This is a genomic window from Streptomyces sp. NPDC029041 (genome assembly GCF_040637515.1).
GTDB lineage: Bacteria > Actinomycetota > Actinomycetes > Streptomycetales > Streptomycetaceae > Streptomyces.
On sequence record NZ_JBEZWO010000007.1, the window covers coordinates 362,974 to 382,680 of the forward strand.

Here is a 19,707-nt window from a genome sequence, read left to right on the forward strand (position 1 = left end):
GATGAAGCAGACCGTCCGTCCGCCGGACCACCGGTCCGTGCGGCCGCGGAACGGGGCGGCCCGCGCCGCCCCGCCCCCGGCCCGCACCACGGAACGCCGCCGGCCCACCTCCCCCCAATGGGCCGCCTGGGCCTTCCTCACCCCGGTGACCCTCTATCTCGCCCTCTTCTACGCCTATCCGCTCTACCGCAACCTCGACCTGAGCCTGCGCAACTACACCGTCCGCTCCTTCGTCCAGGGCGACGCGCCGTTCAGCGGCCTGGAGAACTACCGGAAGGTCTTCGACGACCCGACCTTCGCCCCGGCCCTGCTGCACACCGTCGTCTTCACCGGCGTGTGCCTGGCTTTCCAGTACGCCATCGGCCTGGCCCTCGCGGTCTTCTTCAACCAGCACTTCCGGCTCTCGGCGACCCTGCGGGCCCTGTTCCTCGTCCCCTGGCTGCTGCCGCTGATCGTGTCGGCCTCGACCTGGTCGTGGATGCTCAACAGCGACTCCGGCATCGTCAACGCGGCCCTGCACGCCGTCGGCCTCGCCCCCGTCAACTGGCTGACATCACCGTCCTGGTCACTCACCTCGGTGATCATCGCGAACATCTGGATCGGCGTCCCGTTCAACCTGGTCGTGCTCTACAGCGGCCTGCAGTCCATCCCCTCCGGCCTGTACGAGGCGGCCGCCCTCGACGGGGCGGGAGCCTGGCGCCGCTTCTGGAGCATCACCTTCCCGCTGCTGCGCCCCGTGTCCGCGATCACCCTGCTCCTCGGGCTGGTCTACACACTCAAGGTCTTCGACATCATCTGGATCATGACCAAGGGAGGCCCGGCCGACGCCTCCACGACCTTCGCCACATGGTCCTACCGGCTGGGCTTCGGCAATCTGCTGCCGGCCTTCGGCCCGGGCGCGGCCGTCGGCAACCTGCTGGTGGTGGCCGCCCTGGCGTTCGGCCTCCTCTACATGAGGGTCCAGCGAAAGCAGGCGTATTCATGAGAAGCCGACGCACCCTGGGAAAGACGACCGTAGGCCTCCTCCTGACCGGGATCATGCTCTTCCCGGTTTACTGGATGCTGAACGTGTCCCTCACCCGCGACCAGGACAAGCGCAAGTCCCCGCCCGACCTGTTCCCCGTCCACGGCACCCTGGCCGGCTACCGCACCGTCCTCGACGAGCAGTTGCCCTACCTCGGCACGAGCCTGGTCATCGGCCTGGGCACCGTCGCCCTCACCGTGGCTCTGTCCGCCCCCGCCGGTTACGCCCTGGCCACACTGCGCCCGCGCGGCGGAGGCGTGCTGAGCTTCCTCCTCCTCGCCGCGCAGATGATCCCCGGCATCATCATGGCGATGGGCTTCTACGCCGTCTACCTGCAACTGGGCCTGCTCCAGTCCGTCCCCGGACTGATCGTCGCCGACTCCACCCTGGCCGTCCCCTTCGCGGTGCTCATCTTCACCGCGTTCATGTCCGGCATCCCCGGCGAGATGCTCCAGGCGGCCCGGACGGACGGCGCCGGGCCCGTGCGCACCTTCTGGTCGATCGTCCTGCCGATGAGCCGCAACGCCGTGGTCACGGTCTCGCTCTTCGCCTTCCTGTGGTCCTGGTCCGACTTCGTCTTCGCCGGCACGCTGGTCAACGGCGGGGCGCACGAGCCGATCACCCTCGGCATCTACCACTACATCGGCAACAACAACCAGGAGTGGAACGCCATCATGGCCACCGCCGTCGTGGCGTCGCTGCCCGCCGCGGTCATCCTCGTCCTGGCCCAGCGCTACGTGGCCGCCGGCGTGACGGCCGGCGCGGTCAAGGACTGACCTTCCCCCTGCTCGAGAAACGAGTGACACCTCATGACCGCCGACCGCTCCGGCCCGGCCTTCTCCGTCCAGGACATCCCGTTCAGCACGTACGGATCCTGGTTCGGCATCTCGCCCGTGGTGGCCGAGAAGACGTACGCCGAGGATCTGCACCTGGTCTCCCACCAGAACGGCATGCACGCCGTCCTGAGCCTGACACCCCTCGACCCGGTCACCGGGGGCCGGGCCGCGACCCGCGTGGAGGCGAGACCGGGTCTGCTCAGCTGGATCGGCGCGGAGGGACGCGCCGACCTCGCCTACGAGTCGCCGGACACCGTGCGCCTGCGGGGGAGAGGCCTGGGCATGGCCGTGCGGGCGGCCGCGCGGACCCTGACGCCGTTCAGCGGAACCTGGTTCTTCCACGACGCCGCCGCCGGCGCCCACGTGTTCACGTCCTACGAAACGGGCCGCCGGTACCGCGTGACCGCGCTGTCCGGCACCCTCGACGCGACGGGCGCCCAGACACTGGGCAGCGCCGAGCGCGGTCTCGCCACGGCCGTGACGGACGACGGGACCTGGGAGATCGCGATCGAGGAAATCGACGCCGCCCGCCCGCCGTACACGTCCGCCGCGACCTTCGACGACATCGCGGCGTCCGCGCGAGGCTCGTTCGCCCGGTTCGTGGACGCCGTGGCTCCCTGGCGCTCCTCCGCCACCCCGGCCGCCGAACTGGCCGCCTATGTCGTCTGGTCGGCCACCGTGAACCCGACCGGTCTGGTCACCCGGCCGGCGGTGCTGATGTCCAAGCACTGGATGGACAAGGTGTGGAGCTGGGACCACTGCTTCAACGCCCTCGCTCTGGCACCCGGTTGTCCGGAACTGGCGCAGGACCAGTTCGCCCTGCCCTTCGACCACCAGGACGGCAGCGGCGCCCTGCCCGACTCGGTGACCCACTCCGAGGTCCTCTACAACTTCGTCAAACCACCCATCCACGGCTGGGCCTTCGGCCGTCTGCGCCGCCGCCTGCCGACGCCTCCCGGCCCGGCCGAACTGGACGAGACCTACCGGCGGCTGGAACGCTGGACGCACTTCTGGCTCACCGCCCGGCGCGCCCCCGGCGCCGCTTTCCCCCATTACCAGCACGGCAACGACAGCGGCTGGGACAACGCCACCACCTTCGACCCCGAACGGGTGGTCGAGACCGCCGACCTGTCCGCCTTCCTCGCCCTCCAGCTACACGAACTGTCGCATCTCGCAGCGGAGTTGGGCCGAGGTGACGAGGCCCGCCGCTGGGCGCGAGCCGCCGAGGAGATCCAGACGGCACTGCTGGACCAGCTCTGGAGGGAGGACCGGTTCGTCGCCCGGGGCGTCGGTACGGGGGACACCTGGAGCAGCGCCAGTCTCCTGGACCTCATGCCCATCGTGCTCGGCGAGCATCTGCCCGGCCACGTCAGCGGTGCCCTGGCCGACCACATCAAGGCCCACCTGACGCCGTACGGTCTCGCCACCGAACTGCCCACGTCCGTCCACTACCTCGACGACGGCTACTGGCGCGGCCCCATCTGGGCCCCCGCAACCGTCCTCATCGAGGACGGCCTGCGCCGCGCAGGCCACCACCGGCTGGCGGACGACATCAGCAGCCGTTTCCGCGCCCTGTGCGAGACCCACGGCTTCGCCGAGAACTTCGACGCCCTCGCCGGAACGGGCCTGCGCGACCGCGCCTACACGTGGACCGCCAGCGGCTACCTCCTCCTCGCGGAGGCGTACGCACTCCGAGGCGATCATGATCTGACGTGAACACCGTGGGCGGCGCTCATGACCGGGCGAGACGCGCGACCCGGTCATGGAGGCGCTGCACGTGGTCCTCGGACTCCGGCTTCATCAGGACGCTGCGCAGGATGCGGGCCCCGTCGGCGTCGGCGGTGACCTGCGGGTGGCGTGCGGTGAAGGCGTCTGGGTCGGCCTTGAGGGTGCTGAGGAAGACGGGGTCGGGGCCCGTCATGCCCTCGGCCAGGACGCGTGCCGACGCCGCGTCGACAGCGCTGAGGGTGGCGGGCTCCACCGAGGGGAAGTAGGCGACGATGTCCAGCTCGGGCCGCTGGTACAGCTCCAGCTCGTCCGAGGAGGTGATCAGGTCGGCCCAGCGCAGCGCCGCCCGTCGGCCGGCCCCGAGGGCACGGCCCAGTCCCCCGGGCGTGGGCGGGAGCACCTGGAAGGTGAGCCACAGGGCCGCGGCCGAGGCGCCGGCCCGGGAGCACTCCAGACTGATCTCGCCCAGATGCAGCTCACTGGAGGTGAAGTAGGTGTAAGGCGAGTCGTGCAGGTAGAAGCGGCCCACCTCGGGATCGCGGAAGAGGACGGCACCGCAGCCGTAGGGCTGGAGTCCGTGCTTGTGCGGATCGACGACGACCGAGTCGCACCCGGCGATCGCCCGCCAGGGCTGCGGGGGCAGCCCCTCCGGCCCTTCGGCACCGGCGAGCAGGGTGAAGAAACCGCCGTACGCGGCGTCGACATGGAGCCGGACGCCGTAGCGCTCCTTGAGGGCGAGGGCGTCGTGGACCGGGTCGACGGCTCCGAGGCCGGTGGTGCCGGCGGTGAGCACGACCGTGCCGACCTCTCCCGTCCGCACGATGTCCTCGAGCGCGTCGAGGCTGATGCGGCCGCGGTCGTCGGCCGGGACCGGGTACCCCTTCATGCCCAGGACGTGGCACATGCGGCCGTGGGTGTAGTGGGCGTCGGCGCTGTAGGCGATGCCGCGGCCGGGGTGGAGCTCGCGGGCGACGAAGAGGGCTTCGAGGTTGGCGATCGTGCCGCTGGTGGTGAGGTGACCCAGGTGGGTGTCGTAGCCGAACATCGAGGCCAGCTGCGCGACGGCCTCGCGTTCCATGCGGGCGGTGGCGGGGCCGCCGTCCAGGGCGTGGTTGTTGGGGTTGATCAGCATCGTGGTGAGGTGGCCGACGATCGCGGCCGGGTGCGGGGGCTTGAGCATCTGCCCGGCGTAGCGCGGGTGGAAGAAGGGATAGTTCTCCTTCAGCCTCCCGATCAGCTCCTCGAAGGCGGCGGCGAAGCGGTCGTCGTCGACGAGGAGGGACGGGTGCTGCTCATAGGGGCCGAAGGTGTCGGCCCACCGCTGTATCGCGTCATTGGCCCGACCGAGCCAGTGCTGCAGGTCCACTGCTCTCCCTCTCTCTGCCGACGTCCGGGGTGGCCCACACGGTAGAGCTTTGTTGACTGCTCAGCAATTGATTGCTCAGTAATTGAGACGGCAGTAGGTGAAGACGCAGTAAAGTCAGCGGGGTGAATCCCGTGAATCGAGACGACGACGAGGCCGCCCGAGCCGCCGACAGCCGGCTGGTGCACGACTTCGGCCTGCTGATCAAGACGGCCACGCGCCTGGAGCAGCGGATCGACGCCACTCTGCGCAAGGAGTGCGAGATCAGCCACACGATGTTCGAGGTCCTCATCCGGCTCTGCCGGCATCCCGACGAGGAGATCTCGCAGCGTCGGCTCGCCGACGACCTCACGCTCACCAGCAGCGGCATCACCCGCCTGGTCGACCGCATGGAGGCGACCGGCCTGGTGCGCCGCGTACCGGCTCCCGGAGACCGCAGAAGCGTCCTGGTCGAGCCGACCGGGCAAGGCCGTACGGTCTTCCTCCGGGCAGCCGTGGTCCATGCGCAGGTCGTCGAGCGGTACTTCGTGGCGCCGGTGACCCCCGCCGACTACGGGCGGCTGACCCGCTCGCTCGGCGAGATCGAGAAGGCGCTGCGCGACGCCTGACCGTTCGAGGCCGCCATGGTTGCACGATTACGCAAGCGATCAACTTTCGTGATGTGATCGGAGGCAGGAGCCACCGACACGCGACGAAAGAGGTGTTCTGGTCTGTCCGGGCTTCCACCGCAAGAAAACGCCGGCCCGAGCACGCTGCCCCCGCGCGGCGACCGGGAGACACGGCACTCCCCACCCCGAGTCCCCCGTGGAACGAGCGGACGGGCGACCGGAGACCGGCCGGCGGCCCCCACGAGCAAACCCAGAGACGCGTTCTTCGACAACGCCAAGTACCTGGCCATCGTCCTGGTGGCCATCGGACACGCCTGGGAGCCACTGCGCGACGGCAGCCGGGCCGTCACCGCGCTCTACACCCTCGTCTACGCCTTCCACATGCCGGCGTTCATCGTCGTCTCCGGCTACTTCTCCCGCAGTTTCGACGCCGGTCCGGAGCGGATCAAACGCCTGGTCACCACCGTGGTCGTGCCGTACGTCGTCTTCGAGGTGGCGTACACCTACTACACCCGATGGACGAGCGGCGACCCCGACCGCGCCATCAGCCTGCTGAGTCCGCTGTACCTGACGTGGTTCCTGGCGGCCCTGTTCATCTGGCGGCTGACCACCCCGGTCTGGGGACTCCTGAGGTGGCCGCTGCCGGTCGCCCTCGTCATCGCGGCCCTGGCGACCCTCTCGCCGTCCATCGGCGACGACCTCGACCTCCAGCGCGTCCTGCAGTTCCTGCCCTACTTCGTGCTCGGCCTGCTGCTGAAGCCGGAACACTTCCGGCTCGTGCGCCGACGGGAGGTGCGCCTGGTGTCCCTGCCCGTCTTCGCCGTGGCCCTCGCCGGGGCGTACTGGATCACGCCCCGGTGGGACTACGCCTGGCTCTTCCACCGCTCCAGCGCCGAGGAACTGGGCGAACCCGGCTGGTACGGGCCCGTGATGACCCTGGCCCTGTTCGGCTGCTCGCTGCTCCTCGTCGCCTGCTTCCTCGCCTGGGTCCCGGGACGGCGCACATGGTTCACCGCCCTCGGCGCCGGCACCCTGTACGGCTACCTGCTGCACGGCTTCGTCGTCCAGGGGGCCAAGCACTTCGGCTGGTTCGGTCCCGGCTGGGTCCACGATCCCCTGGGCGAGATCACGGTCACCCTCGTGGCGGCGGCGGTCATGACCGCCCTGTGCACGCCGCCCGTGCGGCGGGTGTTCCGCCCCGCCCTGGAACCCCGGCTGGAGTGGGCGTTCCGGCGGGACCGCGCCGTTCAGGGCGTGTAGACCGTCGGCCGGGGCGCTGTCGCCATGCCGTTTCCGATGAAGAAGCTCGGGTGCGGGGGCTGGTTGTAGGCGGTGTTCTGCCAGGCCAGGGCGGTGCGGTACTGAGAGTCGTGGAGCAGGGTGGTGATCTTGGTGGTGGTCTGGTGCGGCGTCGAGTAGATCCTCAGCGCCCGGTTGTCGCCGGTACGCCAGACGACCTCCTCGCGCCAGTCGCCGAGCAGATCACCGGACAGGACGGGGGTGGACTTGGTGCCGTTGTTGGAGGCGACGCCGGAGCCGGTGAGCAGCCGGGTGTCGCCTGAGGTGCCGTACTTGTCGATGCGGGTGCCGTCCAGGAGTTCGCGCACGGGGTCGCCGTCCCACCAGGACACGAAGTTGAGGCTGGAGGGTTCCCGGCCCAGGGAGGCGCCGGTGGCGGAGCGCAGGGTGGTGTCGGAGGCGGACCAGGCTTCGGCTCCCGGGCTGCCGGCGTAGACGTCGGCGGCGACACCGCGGCCGTTGTCCGAGCCCGACGCCGTCTGCCACAGCCTCGCCCCCGTCCGGGCGTCGGCCATCCAGGAGCCCGGCTTGCTCGAGTCCTCCGAGACCTTGAAGTACTCCAGACCCGTACGGGAGGGATCGAGGTCGCCGACGTGACCGGCGTCGCCGTGACCCAGCCTGGTGGTCCACAGGCCGTTGCCGTTGTCGTCGACGGTCATCGCGCCGTAGACGATCTCGTCCCTGCCGTCGGCGTCGACATCGGCGACGGACAGGCTGTGGTTGCCCTGCCCGTCATAGCCCCTGCCGGTGTTGGACGAGGACGCCGTGTCGAAGGTCCAGCGGCGGGTGAAGGCGCCGCCCCGCCAGTCCCAGGCGGCTATCACCGTGCGGGTGTAGTAGCCGCGCGCCATGATCAGGGAGGGGCGGGCGCCGTCGAGGTAGGCGGTGCCGGCGAGGAAGCGGTCCACGCGGTTGCCGTAGTTGTCCCCCCAGGAGGACACGGTGCCGCGGCCCGGGACGTAGTCGACGCTCTGCATCGCCTTGCCCGTCCGGCCGTCGAACATCGTCAGGTACTCGGGCCCGGACAGGACGTAGCCGCTGGAATTGCGGTGGTCGGCGGAGGAGTTGCCGATGACCGCGCCCGTGCCGTCCCGGGTGCCGTCGGCGGTCTTCATGGCGACCTCCGCCCTGCCGTCTCCGTCGTAGTCGTAGACCTGGAACTGCGTGTAGTGGGCGCCGGAGCGGATGTTGCGGCCCAGGTCGATGCGCCACAACCGGGTGCCGTCGAGCCTGATGCCGTCGACGACGGTGTTGCCGGTGTATCCGGACTGGGAGTTGTCCTTGGCATTGGTGGGTTGCCACTTCAGGACGAGGTCCAGGACGCCGTCGCCGTCGAGGTCGCCGACCGAGGCGTCGTTGGCGTCGTAGGTGTAGGCGGAGTTGCCCGGGGCGGTGCCGCCCGCGGGCGGGGAGAGCGGCACGTCCTTGTAGCCCGTGCGGAACTGGACCGCGGGCGCCGACGCGGCCTGCTCGGTGCCGTTGACCACCGCGCGCACGGTGTAGTCGGCCGAGTCCGCGCCGCCCGCGTCGAAGTAGTTCGTCGAGGCGGTGACGGGCGAGGAGTTGAGTCTCGTGGTGCCGCGGTAGACGTTGAACGACACGTCGTTCGGGTCGGTCGCCAGCCACCGCCAGGACACCAGGTTCCCGCTGCTGGTGTGCACGCTGGCCACACCCCGGTCGAGCTTTTCGACCTGGCGGGCTGTCGCCGCGTGCGCGGACTGCGGCAGGACGACGAGTGCGGACACCGCCAGTGCCGCGGCGGACACGCAGCCGACGATCCGGCTGCCCGGCCGGTGGGGCGAGCGCCGGGGTCGTAAGACGGTGAGGGGACGCCGGTGCGGGTCGGTCACGGTGGCCTCCGGGGCGTGGGGGTATGGGAACGCTCCCATATCGAGGGAGAGTAAGAACGGTCTGATGGCTCGTCAAGGATTCTGTCCGGTCCGCTGTGCGGCCCTGTTGGGATGCGTGAGTTTGTCCGCGCCGGCGCATTGACAGCCCAGCGGCGAGCCTTGAACACTGCGAGATGCGCCCCACCGGCAAAGGCGGCCGAAGTCGCATCGGCCGGTCCAGTCCGGTGATCGGGCGCGGGGCGACAGCCGTTCATGTCTCTCCGTACCCGCACATGTTGTGAACGCTCCCAGTGCACGGTCACGCGGTCCCGGAAACTCCACCCCCACAACCCGCTGCCCGCCGGTCGCGGCACCTCACGCGCGGCCGGTGGACAGGGAGGAGCGCCATGTCCCCCACCCCTGCTCCCGTTTCCTCTCGGATCACCCGCCGGACACCGCTCCAGGCCGCCCCCGGGAGGGCGGGGCTGGTGGGAACGGCGAGCCTGCTGGCCTTTGCGGCACTGGCCGGTACCGGTGCGGTGACACAGACCGCGGCAGCCGCGCCGCCGGCCCTGCCGGCCGGCTGCTCCGGAACTTCGCCGGTCACCTGCCATTACGGTGTCGCACCGGGCACCTACGACGTGACGGTCTCCGTCGGTGGCGCCGTCGCCGCTCGGACCGAAGTGTGGGCCGAGGCCCGGCGTCTGATGCTCCCGGTGACGAGCACCGCGGCCGGAGCCGTCGCCACGTACGCGTTCACCGTCGACGTGCGCCGGCCGGAAGGGCAGCCGACCGGCCAGGGCGGTACGGGCAGCCCCGGACTGGATCTTCGCTTCACGGGTGCCGCCCCACCTCGGCCGTGTCGGTGAAACCGGCGGCGCGGCCACTGGTCGCCTACCTGGCGGGTGACTCGACGGTGTGCGACCAGCCGGCCGCTCCGTACACCGGCTGGGGCCAGATGATCACCTCGGCGGTGCGTCCCGGCGCCGCCGTCGCCAACTACGGTGACTCAGGGGAGAGTTCGGGAAGCTTCCTGAGCAACTCGGCGCTTCTGCCCCCGTTGCTGCCGAAGGTCGGGGCGAACGACCCGGTCTTCATCCAGTTCGGCCACAACGACAAGCAGACCAGTGCGTCCGCCTACCGGAACAACCTCACCACCATGATCGCGCGGGTCCGCGCCGAGGGCGGCGTCCCGGTCCTGGTGACGCCGCCGGTCCGCCGGCTCTTCGACGGCAACCGGCTCACCCCGACGGCACTGCACGTCAACGGCGTGGGCGCCGACCTGCCCGCCGAGATGCGCGCGGTCGGTGCGGCGCAGCGGGTCCCCGTGATCGACCTCACCGCCCGCAGCAAGGCGCTGGTCGAGTCCCTCGGACCGTCCGCCTCCGCGCAGCTCTTCCTCCGCTCCTCCGTCGACGGCGTCACGGACAACACCCACTTCTCACAGTACGGCGCCACCCGGATGGCCGGGCTGGTGCTTCAGAGCATCCGGGAGCAGAACCTGCCCCTGGCCTCGTACCTGCGCTGACCGACCCAAGGGGGACACACGATGAAGAACCTCCGTGCGCTCGTCACGACGGCGCTGGTGATCGCCTTGTCGAGCCTCGGCGTCAGCTCCGCCTCAGGGGCCGACAGTGCCGCGGCGAGATGCTCCGGCGCCACCGGCTCCGAGGCCCCGGCCACACGCGCGGCGGCCGCACCGGTCACGGTGTGGCTGGCCGGGGACTCCACCATGGCCAACCCGGGCGCCGCCCGTTGCCCGGTGGGCTGGGGCAGCCGGTTCGACGCCCTGTTCAACGCCGACGTGACCGTCAGGAACCAGGCGGTGGGAGGCCGCAGCATCCAGACCTGGATGTACGAGGGCAGCGTCAGCGGCACCAAGGGCTCGGACGGCGAGTGCCGGCTCACCTCCGGCACGTACTCGGCACGCTGGCAGTCGATGCTGAACGCGAGCACCGGGATGAAGGCGGGTGACCACCTGTTCATCCAGTTCGGCATCAACGACTCCTCCTCGACCTGCCCCCGGCACGTGGGCCCCGCCCGCTACCGGCAGCTGATGACCACCATGGTGCAGGCCGCCCTGGCCCGGGGAGCACACCCGGTGCTGCTCACCCCGGTGGCCGCCCTCACCTGTTCGGGAAGCACGGCGACGAAGAACCGCGGCTTCGTGAACGAGACCTTCGCCGTCGGGTCCGCCACCGGGACGCCGGTCGTCGATCTGCACTCCCTCAGCGTCTCGCTCTACAACAGCCTGCGGTTCTGCCCGCACGACGGCGACTTCGGATCGGGCCCCGTGGGCGCCTTCTTCTGCGAGGACCGCACCCACTTCGAGACGTACGGCGCGCAGCGGATCGCCGGACTCGTCGCCGGTGACGTGCGCAGGCAGAACGTGCCGCTGGCCGCGTATCTGACGGAGCGCCGGGATGCGGTCGCACGTCGCTGACTAGCATGGCCGACGACATCCGGTGACGCCGTGCCGGCCTGCCGGCCGAACCGGCTCCGGCAGGGGACAGGAAGGCGCAGCACGATGACGGGGCTCAGCGACGCCGCCGCACTCGACGACCCGGTGGGCGAGTCGCTCCGCGGGCACCACGCACACCTCGCCCGCCGGGCCGGCGGTGCCGTCACCTACGTGCCCGAGGTCGCGACCTTCTCCGCGGTGCCGGCCGAACCGGACGCGGCGGCATGGGCCGACCTGGCCAAGCTGCTGGGTCCTGGCGAGTTCGCTGGCCGCGTATCTGACGGAGCGCCGGGATGCGGTCGCACGTCGCTGACTAGCATGGCCGACGACATCCGGTGACGCCGTGCCGGCCTGCCGGCCGAACCGGCTCCGGCAGGGGACAGGAAGGCGCAGCACGATGACGGGGCTCAGCGACGCCGCCGCACTCGACGACCCGGTGGGCGAGTCGCTCCGCGGGCACCACGCACACCTCGCCCGCCGGGCCGGCGGTGCCGTCACCTACGTGCCCGAGGTCGCGACCTTCTCCGCGGTGCCGGCCGAACCGGACGCGGCGGCATGGGCCGACCTGGCCAAGCTGCTGGGTCCTGGCGAGTTCGCCGACCTGTTCAGCTGCCCGGCGACGCCACCACCGGACTGGGAACCGGTCTTCGTCCTGGAGGGCCGCCAGATGATCTGGACCGGCCAGGGCGGGCTTGCCCCCGGCGCTGCCGAGTCCGGCTCCGACGTGGTCGAGCTCGGCGCGCAGGACGTGCCCGAGATGCTCGACCTCGTCGAGCGGACCCGGCCGGGCCCCTTCCGGCCCCGCACGCACGAGCTCGGCACCTATCTCGGCGTCCGCGACGGCGGCACGCTGGTGGCCATGGTGGGGGAGCGGCTGAGGCCTCCCGGATGGACCGAGATCAGCGCCGTCTGCACCGCCCCCGAGGCCCGCGGGCGGGGACACGCGGTCCGCCTGCTGCGCACGCACATCGCACGGATCACGGCTCGCGGGGACCGTCCCTTCCTGCACGTGGCCGAAGCGAACAGTGGTGCTCTCGCGCTCTACGAACGACTCGGATTCGAGACCCGCAAGCACGTGACGTTCCGCGGGTTCACGACCCCGTGACGGGTCGGTCCCGTGGACGGCGTGTCCGGCGCCACCGGGAAACCCGCGCGATCGGCCGGTGACGTGATCGCCCGGTCCGCCGGCTGGTCCGGCCGCCGGGACGGCGGGGAGACGATCCGCGAGGTGGGCGGCATCGACCTGGGACAGACGACTCACCAGGCCGCGTCCTCCCACTGGTCCAGCAGGGCGTCGGCCGGCAACTCCTCGGGCTCGCCCGCGGGGTCACGGGTGGACTGCTCGGTCCAGATCACCTTGCCGCGGGCCAGGTAGCGGGTGCCCCATCGCCGGGCGAACCGGGCGACGAGGAACAGCCCCCGCCCGCCCTCGTCGGTGATCGCGGCCCGGCGCAGGTGGGGCGAGGTGCTGCTGCCGTCGGCGACCTCGCAGATCAGACTGTCGTGGTCGTGCAGCACCCGGAGCCTGATCGGTTCGATGCCGTAACGGATGGCGTTGGTGACCAGTTCGCTGACGATCAGCTCGGTCGTGAAGGCCATCTCCCGCAGTCCCCAGGTCCGCAGCCGCCCGGTGACCTCCGCCCGGAGGGCCGCGACGGCCGACGGATCGCCCGGCACGTCCCATTCGGCCACCTGGGAACGGTCCAGCAGCCGGGTGCGGGCGACGAGCAGGGCGATGTCGTCGCTCGACCGGGCGGGCAGCAGCGCGTCGAGCACGTCCCTGCAGGTCTCCTCCGAGGTCCGGCCCGGGCGGGCCAGGGCATGGCCGAGGGCCTGGAGGCCGGTGTCGATGCCCCGCTCCCTGTCCTCGACCAGGCCGTCCGTGAAGAGGACCAGCCGGGAGCCCTCGGGGAGGACGACGTCCGTGGTCTCGAACGGTTCGCCGCCGCCCAGACCGAGCGGCGGTGAACCGGACACCCGCAGGAACTCCACGGTGCCGTCGGGATGCACCAGGGCCGGCTCGACATGCCCGGACCGGGACAGGGAGCACCTCCCGGAGGCGGGGTCGTAGATGGCGTAGAGACACGTCGCGCCCGAGACGCTCTCGCTGTCCCGCTCCACGTTCTCGTCGCCGTCGATCTGCGCGACCAGCTCGTCCAGGTGCCCGAGCAGCTCGTCCGGGGGCAGGTCCAGGGCGGAGAAGTTGTGCACCGCCGTGCGCAGCCGGCCCATCGTGGCCGCGGCGTGCAGGCCGTGCCCCACGACGTCGCCGACCACCAGGGCGACCCGCGCACCGGGCAGGGGAATCACGTCGAACCAGTCGCCGCCCACGCCCTCCAGGGCGGGCAGATAACGGTGGGCGACCTCCACGGCCGAGTGCTCGGGCAGGGAGCTCGGCAGCAGTCTGCGCTGCAGCGTCTCGGCCATGGTGTGCTCGCGGGTGTAGCGGCGGGCGTTGTCGACGGCGACCGCGGCCCGGGCGGCCAGTTCCTCGGCGGTCGCCAGATCGTCCCCGTCGAAGGGACCACCGTCGGAGCGCCAGAAGCTCGCCATGCCCAGCACCACGCCGCGGGCCTGGAGCGGCACCGTGATCAGGGAGTGGAAACCGAGGGCCAGCAGCCGCCGGGCCCGCTCGGGATCCTGGGCGTTCATCCAGCCTCCGGGCCCCGTCAGGTCGACGTCCAGCACCGCACGGCCGCGCTCGGCGCCGACGGCCACGGGCGATGTGGGCACACAACGGATCTGCTCACCCACCGGACAGAGGGACCGGGCCCCGTCGACGCCGTGCACCGCCACCCGGCGCATCTCCTGACCCGGGCCGGCCGACACCGCACCCCGCAGGAGCGGATCCAGCAGATCGACCGTCGCGGCGTCGGCGAACCGGGGGACCGCCACCTCGGCCAGCTCCTCCGCGGTGCGCACCACGTCCAGCGTGGTGCCGATCCGTACACCCGCCTCGTACAGCAGTCCCAGCCGCTCCCGCGCCACCTCCGCCCGGCCCGCCAGCGCGCGCAGCTCCGTCGTGTCCCGCAAGGTGGCCACGCTTCCCGCAGGGGGGTCGTCGGGGTCGACCGGCCGTACGCTGACCGCCAGCAGCCGGTCGCCGGCCCGGTGCACCACGTCCGTGACCTGCCGGCCCGTGCCCAGCAGCGCCGCGGTGCCCGCCTCCAGGCCCAGCTCCGCGACCCGGCGCTCCTCGGCGTCCGCGGGCAGATCGAGCAGCCGCCGCGCCTCGTCGTTCGCGAGCAGCAGCCGCCCGTCGCCCCCGGTGATCAGTACGCCCTCCCGCACCGCGTGCAGCACCGCGTCGTGATGCTCGTACATCCGCGTCATCTCCGACGGATCCAGTCCGCGGGTCTGGCGTCGCAGCCGCCGGGAGACCAGTGCCGTGCCGCCCGCGGCGACGGCGAGCGCGCCGCCGGCGAACCCCAGCAGCTGCGGCAGCTGGTCCTGCACGACGTCGTCCACGCTGGCCACGGTGACCCCGACCGACACGAAGCCGGCGATGGTGATCCCGTTGGTGTCGTAGACCGGAACCGTCGTGTCCACGGCCAGGCCGAGACTGCCCTCGAAGGTCTTGGTGAACGGCCGGTCGGCGGCGGCGCCCTCGCGCACGGCGTAGATGTGCTTGCCGATCAGCTTCGGGTCGGGGTGGGTCCAGCGGAAACCCTGGGGGTCGAAGGTCACCACGTAGTCGACGCCGGTGTTCTTCCGGGCGTCCTCCGCGCGCGGCTGGAGCAGCTCGGTGGGGTCGCCGGACTTCATGGCGGCCAGGGTTCCCGGGGCCCGCGCGAACGACTGTGCGACGCCCTTCGAGAGCTGACGCGCCTCCTGCGTGCTCGACTCCCGCGCCTGCACGACGAGGGCTCCTCCCGCGGCGGCGGCGAACAGCACCATGATCACCGATTGCAGCAGGAACACCTGGCCCGCGACGCTGCGCACCCTCGGCAGAGTCCGCCATCGCGCTCCCGGAGACCGGGCGCCGGACTCCTGCCGCGCGTCGTGCCGCCCCGGCCGCCGTGAGGCCGACCGGGGACGCCCCCCGCTGCGCGGGGAGGAGCGGAAGGCCGAGAATCGACCGGGGTGCCGGGACATACCGACTCTTTACCATGCACGTTCATATTCAGCCATATGGCTGCATTCAGTCGGTCAGGTGCGAGCCCACTCCTGCCAGCGCCTGGTCACGGCCTCACCGTTCTCGAGCCACCACTCGATGTCCAGATCGAAGCCCGACAGCAAATGGCCGGGAGTGCTCGCCAGATGCACCGCGGTGGACTCGGTGAGGTACCCGTAGGCTGCGGGCACCACGGGGCCGTCGGGGTAGAGCCGGGCCATGTGGGCCTGGACCTCGGGCCGCAGCGCGAAATCGATCAGCCGGTAGGCGGCGTCCGGGTTCGCGGAGCCCTTGGGGATTCCGTAGCCGTTGCTCTGCCGACGGGCACCGTTCCACTCGTACGCGAGCGGAACCCCGTCGTCGATCAGATGCTGGAGCCTGCCGGCCCACGTGCTGGAAGCCATGACGCTGCCGCGCGAGAGCAGGTCGCCGGGCTCCGCGCCGTACTCCCAGAACGTCCGCACCGAGCCCCTGATCTCGTCGAGGACCTTGAAGGCGCGATCCACGTCGAGGGGGTAGAGCCCGTCGAGCGGAACACCGTCGGCGAGCAGGGCGAACTCGAGCTCGGGCCAGTCGACCTCGCCCTGCAGTGCGCGGCGGCCCGGGAAGGCTGTGAGGCTCCAGAAGTCCGCCCACGACTCGGGCCTTCTCCCGTCGAAGGCGTCGGTGCGGTAGGCGAGGACGCTGGCCCAGTAGCTCTTGCCCACGCCGTTGGGGGTGAGCAGCGACTGGGCGATACCGGCGTTCCTGGTGTTCTTCAGCCGGCCGTAGTCCAGCGGCTCGGAGGCGCCCTCGTGCTCGAACAGCACCAGGTTGGACATGTCGATGTCCATGACGTCGAACTGCGGACGTCCTTCCCTGATCTGCGCGAGCATCTGGTCGTGCCCGAAGTTCACCACCCGGACCCGGATGCCGGTCTCCTTGGTGAACGGGTCGTACACGGCCTCACGGTTGGCCTCGCCGTAGGAACCGCCGAAGTTGCGGACGACGAGCAGTCTGCCGCCCTCGCCGGCGCGCCGCCCGGTGCGGGTGTCGCACGCGGTGAGCGGTGCGGTGGCCACGCCGGCGGTGACCCCTCCGACTCCGGCCAGGAAGGCTCTGCGGTCCATGTCGACGCCTCCCACCGGCTGCCCCCACACCGTCTGACGTTACGCCGGACCGGCGCCGTACAGCACGGCGAACGGTCCCTGGGCGCGGGTGCCGTCGGGCACCTCCCACGAGCCGGCGACCTGGCCGATCGCACCCTGCGGAGGGAGGGCCGGCCCGTCCGGGGAAGGCCGCAGGGCCCGATGTACACGGAGGGTCGCACCGTGCGGCGTGGTCAGTGCGGTGCCGTCCTGGTCGTCGGTGACCGTGAGGCCCGGCGGGAGGGAGCCTTCACCGGCGCACGAGACGACGACCTCCCGCGCGGGAGCGTCGCTGATGTTCTGGTCCTGGGCCCGCACGCGCCCCTCGATCAGGGCCGCCAACTGGGCCACCGCCACCGCGTCGTGGCAGCCGTCGTAGGCCCAGCGCCGCCCCAGCACGCCGTGCTCCATCGTGCCGACCAGTGCGTGCTCCGCCCCTTCGAGCGGGGCACCGCGATAGGTGAGGGGCACCAGGTAGGCGACCGGCCGGGGACCGGAGGCGTCGGTGACGACCATGAACTCGATCCCCACCGCCCCGCGCGGATCGTCGAGCCGGAAGCCGCCCGCCTTCGCCAGCTGCGGTTCGCCCGGGCCGCCGCGGTACCACGGACGGGACGGCAGCCAGGACGTCAGCAGTTCCAGCTTGCTCGGCTCGAGGGTGGTGTGATGGATGACGGCCATGCCGAAATTCCCTTCCGACGAGTCACACGGGTGATCACACTGTCGCACCGCCCGGCTGTGGCGGGGCTGTTGCCTACCAACCGGTCCAGGATGCGCCGCTCCGAGTGCCCGGAAGGCCCGAGAAGATCACCCCCGCGGAGGACGGCGCCTCGTTCAGCACCCACAGACCGATCAATGTGGCCAGCGCGAAGACGACGGTGATGAGCACGGCGAGGACGAGCCGGCGACGGCGTTCGCGACGCAGCCATGCGCCGCGTGCCGTGCGATAGGCGTCGGGCGCGGCCCGCACCCCGCCGGCCAGAGCGGCCAGGGCCTCGGCGAGCTCCTGCTCCGTGCGGTCCGGTTCGGTGTGGTTCATCGCCGGGCCTCCATCGCCTGGGTCAGTGCGGCGAGGCCGCGTGCGGTGTGCGTCTTGACCGAACCCGGGGAGATGCCCATCGCGGCCGCGATCTCGCCCTCCTTCAGCCCGAGCCAGTGCCGCAGCACGAGCGCCTCGCGCTGCCGGGCCGGCAGGTGCTGCAGCGCGTCGATCAGCACGCGCTGGTCGTCGCGGAGCAGCGCCGCGCTCTCGGCGGAGACGACGGTCTCCTCGGGCGGGCTCTCCGCGTGCTTGCGGGCGACCTGGAGGTGCCGGATGCGCATCCGGGTCAGATTGCACACCGTGGATCGCAGATACGCCTCCGCCGCCTCGATGTCCCTCAGGCGCCGCCACTTCCGGTAGATCTGGTAATACGCCTCGGCCACCACGTTCTCCGGGTCGTCCGCGCCCAGCAGCACGGCCAGGCGCAGCATCGAGGCGTAGTGCAGCTCGAAGAGCCCGGCGAGTCCCGCCTCGCGTTCCAGCTCCGCAGGGTCGGCCGGCGCGGGCGCCAGCGTCTCGACGCCGGGTTCCGGCACCGGTATCGGATGTCTGTGTCTCACTGCTGGCTTGCTCCCGTCTCCGGACGCCGCCCGGTGCTCAGGCGGGACGGCAGGTCGGTCAGATCGGCGCCCCGCGGGACGCCGAGACGTTCGAGTACGGCGGTGCCGGCCTCCGCGACGATCAGGTTGAGCACGAGCGCGGCAAGGCCGGCGTAGATCTCCAGCGGCCCGGCACCGAGGCCCACGATGGAGGAGAAGCCTCCGCGCACGACCAGGAAGGTCCCGGTCACCATGCCCGCGCCCCACCCGGCGAGCAGCGCCCGCGGATGCAGTCGCGCGGTGTACAGGCCGACGGCGACGGCGGGGAAGATCTGCAGGATCCAGACTCCGCCGAGCAGCTGGAGGTTGATCGCGTCCTGGTCGCGCAGTCCGATGACGAACGCGACCGCCCCGGCCTTCGCGATGAGCGACACGGCCTTGGCGATGCGCACCTGCCGTTTGGGGGTGGCCGTGGGGTGCACGTATGCGACGTACACGTTGCGTACGAAACTGGTGGCCGCCGCGATCGACATCACCGCCGCCGGGACGAGTGCCCCGACGGTGATGGCGCCGAAGACCAGCCCGGCCAGTGGTCCCGGCATGAGCCGGTCGACGAGCATCGGCACGGCCGCCTCGGCGCCGCCCTCCGGTGCCCGCACCCCGGCCGCGAGCGCCGCGAAACCGAGCACGCCGAAGAGCGCGAGCAGGCCCGTCCAGGCGGGCAGCGCCACCGAGACCTTGCGCAGGGTGCGCGGCCCGTCGGCGGCGAAGCCCGCCGTCAGCACGTGCGGGTACATCATCAGGGCGAGCGCGGAGCCGAGCGCGAGGGTGGCGTAGGCGGGCTGCTGGGCCGGGGTCAGGACCAGCGCCTGGCCGCCGAGCCGCCGGGCCGCTCCGTCGAAGACGGCGCCCGGCCCGCCGAGCCGCTCAAGGACCAGCCAGGTGACCGCGGTCAGCGACACGAACACGGCCACCGCCTTGAGCGCGGAGATGACCGTGGGCGCGCGCAGCCCGTGCCGGTAGGTGGCCACGGCGAGACCCGCGAACAGCGCCACCATCACCAGGTCCCCGGCCGCACCGCGCGGATACACCCCGCCGGCCGTCAGCACGGCCCGTATGCCGAGCAGCTGGAGCGCGAGGTACGGCATGGTCGCGAGGATCCCGGTCAGCGCGACGACCAGCGCGAGGGGCGGTGACCCGTACCGCCCGCGCACGAAGTCGGCGACGGTGACGTAGCCGTGGGCGCGGGCCACGGTCCACAGCCGGCTGAGCAGCACGAAGGCGAGGGGGCAGACGATCACCGTGTACGGCACGGCGAAGTAGGCCGCCGCGCCGTTGCCGTACGCCAGCCCCGGTACGGCGGTGAAGGTGTACGCGGTGAAGATCGTGCCGCCCAGCAGGAACCAGGTCCACACCGGGCCCAGACTGCGGTCGGCCAGCGCCCAGCCCTCCAGGGACGGCAGCCGGTCGCTGGGATGCAGGCGCCGCGCGGTGACGGCGAGCAGCGACGCTCCGCCGATCACGGCGAGGAACGTCGCGGTCATGGTGCCGTCGGCCATGGGTCACCGTCCTTGGTGTGCCTGATCCTCACCGGGGAGTTGCGCCACGGCCCCGATCGGAGGACACGGAACCGGCGGGAAATCCTCTGGACATTCGCTGTCAACCGGTTCCGGGGGGTGGGCAACTCTTGCACAGACCGACAGCGAGCGGGAGAGCCGCCGTTTCGCCGATCCCCCA

General features: G+C 71.5%; 17 protein-coding genes and 1 pseudogene. 10 read left to right on the forward strand and 8 right to left on the reverse strand.

The window, feature by feature from the left end; genetic code table 11:
- Position 1 precedes the first annotated feature (1 nt).
- From AB0F04_RS20295 to AB0F04_RS20305, 3 genes are read left to right on the forward strand one after another with little or no spacing between them, the layout of a single operon-like run.
- Positions 2–985, forward strand: coding sequence for a sugar ABC transporter permease (locus AB0F04_RS20295; protein ID WP_362043343.1), 984 nt, complete (start codon positions 2–4; stop codon positions 983–985).
- The gene (locus tag AB0F04_RS20300; RefSeq protein WP_362043344.1) at positions 982–1,800 is read left to right on the forward strand and encodes a carbohydrate ABC transporter permease; all 819 of its coding nucleotides are present in this window, start codon (positions 982–984) and stop codon (positions 1,798–1,800) included. The genes AB0F04_RS20295 and AB0F04_RS20300 overlap by 4 nt, the downstream gene beginning before the upstream one ends.
- A 33-nt stretch (positions 1,801–1,833) precedes the next feature.
- On the forward strand, positions 1,834–3,576 hold the full coding sequence (locus AB0F04_RS20305) for a trehalase family glycosidase (RefSeq protein WP_362043345.1): 1,743 nt from the start codon (positions 1,834–1,836) through the stop codon (positions 3,574–3,576).
- 16 nt (positions 3,577–3,592) lie between these two features.
- Here AB0F04_RS20305 and AB0F04_RS20310 read toward each other — a convergent pair whose 3' ends face one another.
- Positions 3,593–4,954, reverse strand: a complete 1,362-nt coding sequence (locus tag AB0F04_RS20310; protein WP_362043346.1) for an aminotransferase class I/II-fold pyridoxal phosphate-dependent enzyme — start codon at positions 4,952–4,954, stop codon at positions 3,593–3,595.
- A gap of 131 nt (positions 4,955–5,085) precedes the next feature.
- Here AB0F04_RS20310 and AB0F04_RS20315 point away from each other — a divergent pair, with 131 nt between their 5' ends.
- Both AB0F04_RS20315 and AB0F04_RS20320 read left to right on the forward strand, forming a co-directional pair.
- Positions 5,086–5,559: a MarR family transcriptional regulator gene (locus AB0F04_RS20315; RefSeq protein WP_362043347.1), complete on the forward strand. Its 474-nt coding sequence runs from the start codon at positions 5,086–5,088 to the stop codon at positions 5,557–5,559.
- A gap of 144 nt (positions 5,560–5,703) precedes the next feature.
- Positions 5,704–6,819 carry an acyltransferase family protein gene (locus AB0F04_RS20320; RefSeq protein WP_362043530.1) on the forward strand — a complete coding sequence of 372 codons (1,116 nt, stop codon included), beginning with the start codon at positions 5,704–5,706 and terminating at the stop codon, positions 6,817–6,819.
- On the opposite strand, the gene AB0F04_RS20325 is transcribed toward AB0F04_RS20320, so the two are convergent.
- Positions 6,807–8,747 (reverse strand): rhamnogalacturonan lyase, encoded by a 1,941-nt coding sequence (locus AB0F04_RS20325; protein WP_362043348.1) that lies wholly within the window; start codon positions 8,745–8,747, stop codon positions 6,807–6,809. The two genes, AB0F04_RS20320 and AB0F04_RS20325, sit on opposite strands and share 13 nt — an antisense overlap.
- Before the next feature lie 347 nt (positions 8,748–9,094).
- Here AB0F04_RS20325 and AB0F04_RS20330 point away from each other — a divergent pair, with 347 nt between their 5' ends.
- The 5 genes and pseudogenes from AB0F04_RS20330 (at position 9,095) to AB0F04_RS20350 (ending at position 12,253) form a co-directional block, all read left to right on the forward strand.
- Positions 9,095–9,556, forward strand: coding sequence for a hypothetical protein (locus AB0F04_RS20330; RefSeq protein WP_362043349.1), 462 nt, complete (start codon positions 9,095–9,097; stop codon positions 9,554–9,556).
- Positions 9,547–10,215, forward strand: a complete 669-nt coding sequence (locus tag AB0F04_RS20335; protein ID WP_362043350.1) for a rhamnogalacturonan acetylesterase — start codon at positions 9,547–9,549, stop codon at positions 10,213–10,215. The genes AB0F04_RS20330 and AB0F04_RS20335 overlap by 10 nt, the downstream gene beginning before the upstream one ends.
- A gap of 21 nt (positions 10,216–10,236) precedes the next feature.
- Complete coding sequence (locus AB0F04_RS20340; RefSeq protein WP_362043351.1) at positions 10,237–11,130, forward strand: GDSL-type esterase/lipase family protein; 894 nt, start codon at positions 10,237–10,239, stop codon at positions 11,128–11,130.
- 84 nt (positions 11,131–11,214) lie between these two features.
- Positions 11,215–11,415, forward strand: a pseudogene (locus tag AB0F04_RS20345) (GNAT family N-acetyltransferase); the annotation flags it as partial.
- A gap of 130 nt (positions 11,416–11,545) precedes the next feature.
- On the forward strand, positions 11,546–12,253 hold the full coding sequence (locus AB0F04_RS20350; RefSeq protein ID WP_362043352.1) for a GNAT family N-acetyltransferase: 708 nt from the start codon (positions 11,546–11,548) through the stop codon (positions 12,251–12,253).
- A gap of 152 nt (positions 12,254–12,405) precedes the next feature.
- On the opposite strand, the gene AB0F04_RS20355 is transcribed toward AB0F04_RS20350, so the two are convergent.
- The 6 genes from AB0F04_RS20355 to AB0F04_RS20380 form a co-directional block, all read right to left on the reverse strand.
- Positions 12,406–15,045: a SpoIIE family protein phosphatase gene (locus AB0F04_RS20355; protein ID WP_362043531.1), complete on the reverse strand. Its 2,640-nt coding sequence runs from the start codon at positions 15,043–15,045 to the stop codon at positions 12,406–12,408.
- Positions 15,046–15,297: 252 nt separating this feature from the next.
- Complete coding sequence (locus tag AB0F04_RS20360) at positions 15,298–16,371, reverse strand: ABC transporter substrate-binding protein (protein ID WP_362043353.1); 1,074 nt, start codon at positions 16,369–16,371, stop codon at positions 15,298–15,300.
- A 39-nt stretch (positions 16,372–16,410) separates the two neighbouring features.
- Positions 16,411–17,070 carry a 1,4-alpha-glucan branching protein gene (locus AB0F04_RS20365; RefSeq protein ID WP_362043354.1) on the reverse strand — a complete coding sequence of 220 codons (660 nt, stop codon included), beginning with the start codon at positions 17,068–17,070 and terminating at the stop codon, positions 16,411–16,413.
- Positions 17,071–17,143: 73 nt separating this feature from the next.
- Complete coding sequence (locus AB0F04_RS20370; protein WP_362043355.1) at positions 17,144–17,428, reverse strand: hypothetical protein; 285 nt, start codon at positions 17,426–17,428, stop codon at positions 17,144–17,146.
- The gene (locus AB0F04_RS20375; RefSeq protein ID WP_362043532.1) at positions 17,425–17,973 is read right to left on the reverse strand and encodes a sigma-70 family RNA polymerase sigma factor; all 549 of its coding nucleotides are present in this window, start codon (positions 17,971–17,973) and stop codon (positions 17,425–17,427) included. Before AB0F04_RS20375 ends, AB0F04_RS20370 begins: the two co-directional genes overlap by 4 nt.
- A gap of 14 nt (positions 17,974–17,987) precedes the next feature.
- Positions 17,988–19,529, reverse strand: coding sequence for a sodium:solute symporter (locus AB0F04_RS20380; RefSeq protein WP_362043356.1), 1,542 nt, complete (start codon positions 19,527–19,529; stop codon positions 17,988–17,990).
- Positions 19,530–19,707: the final 178 nt, after the last annotated feature.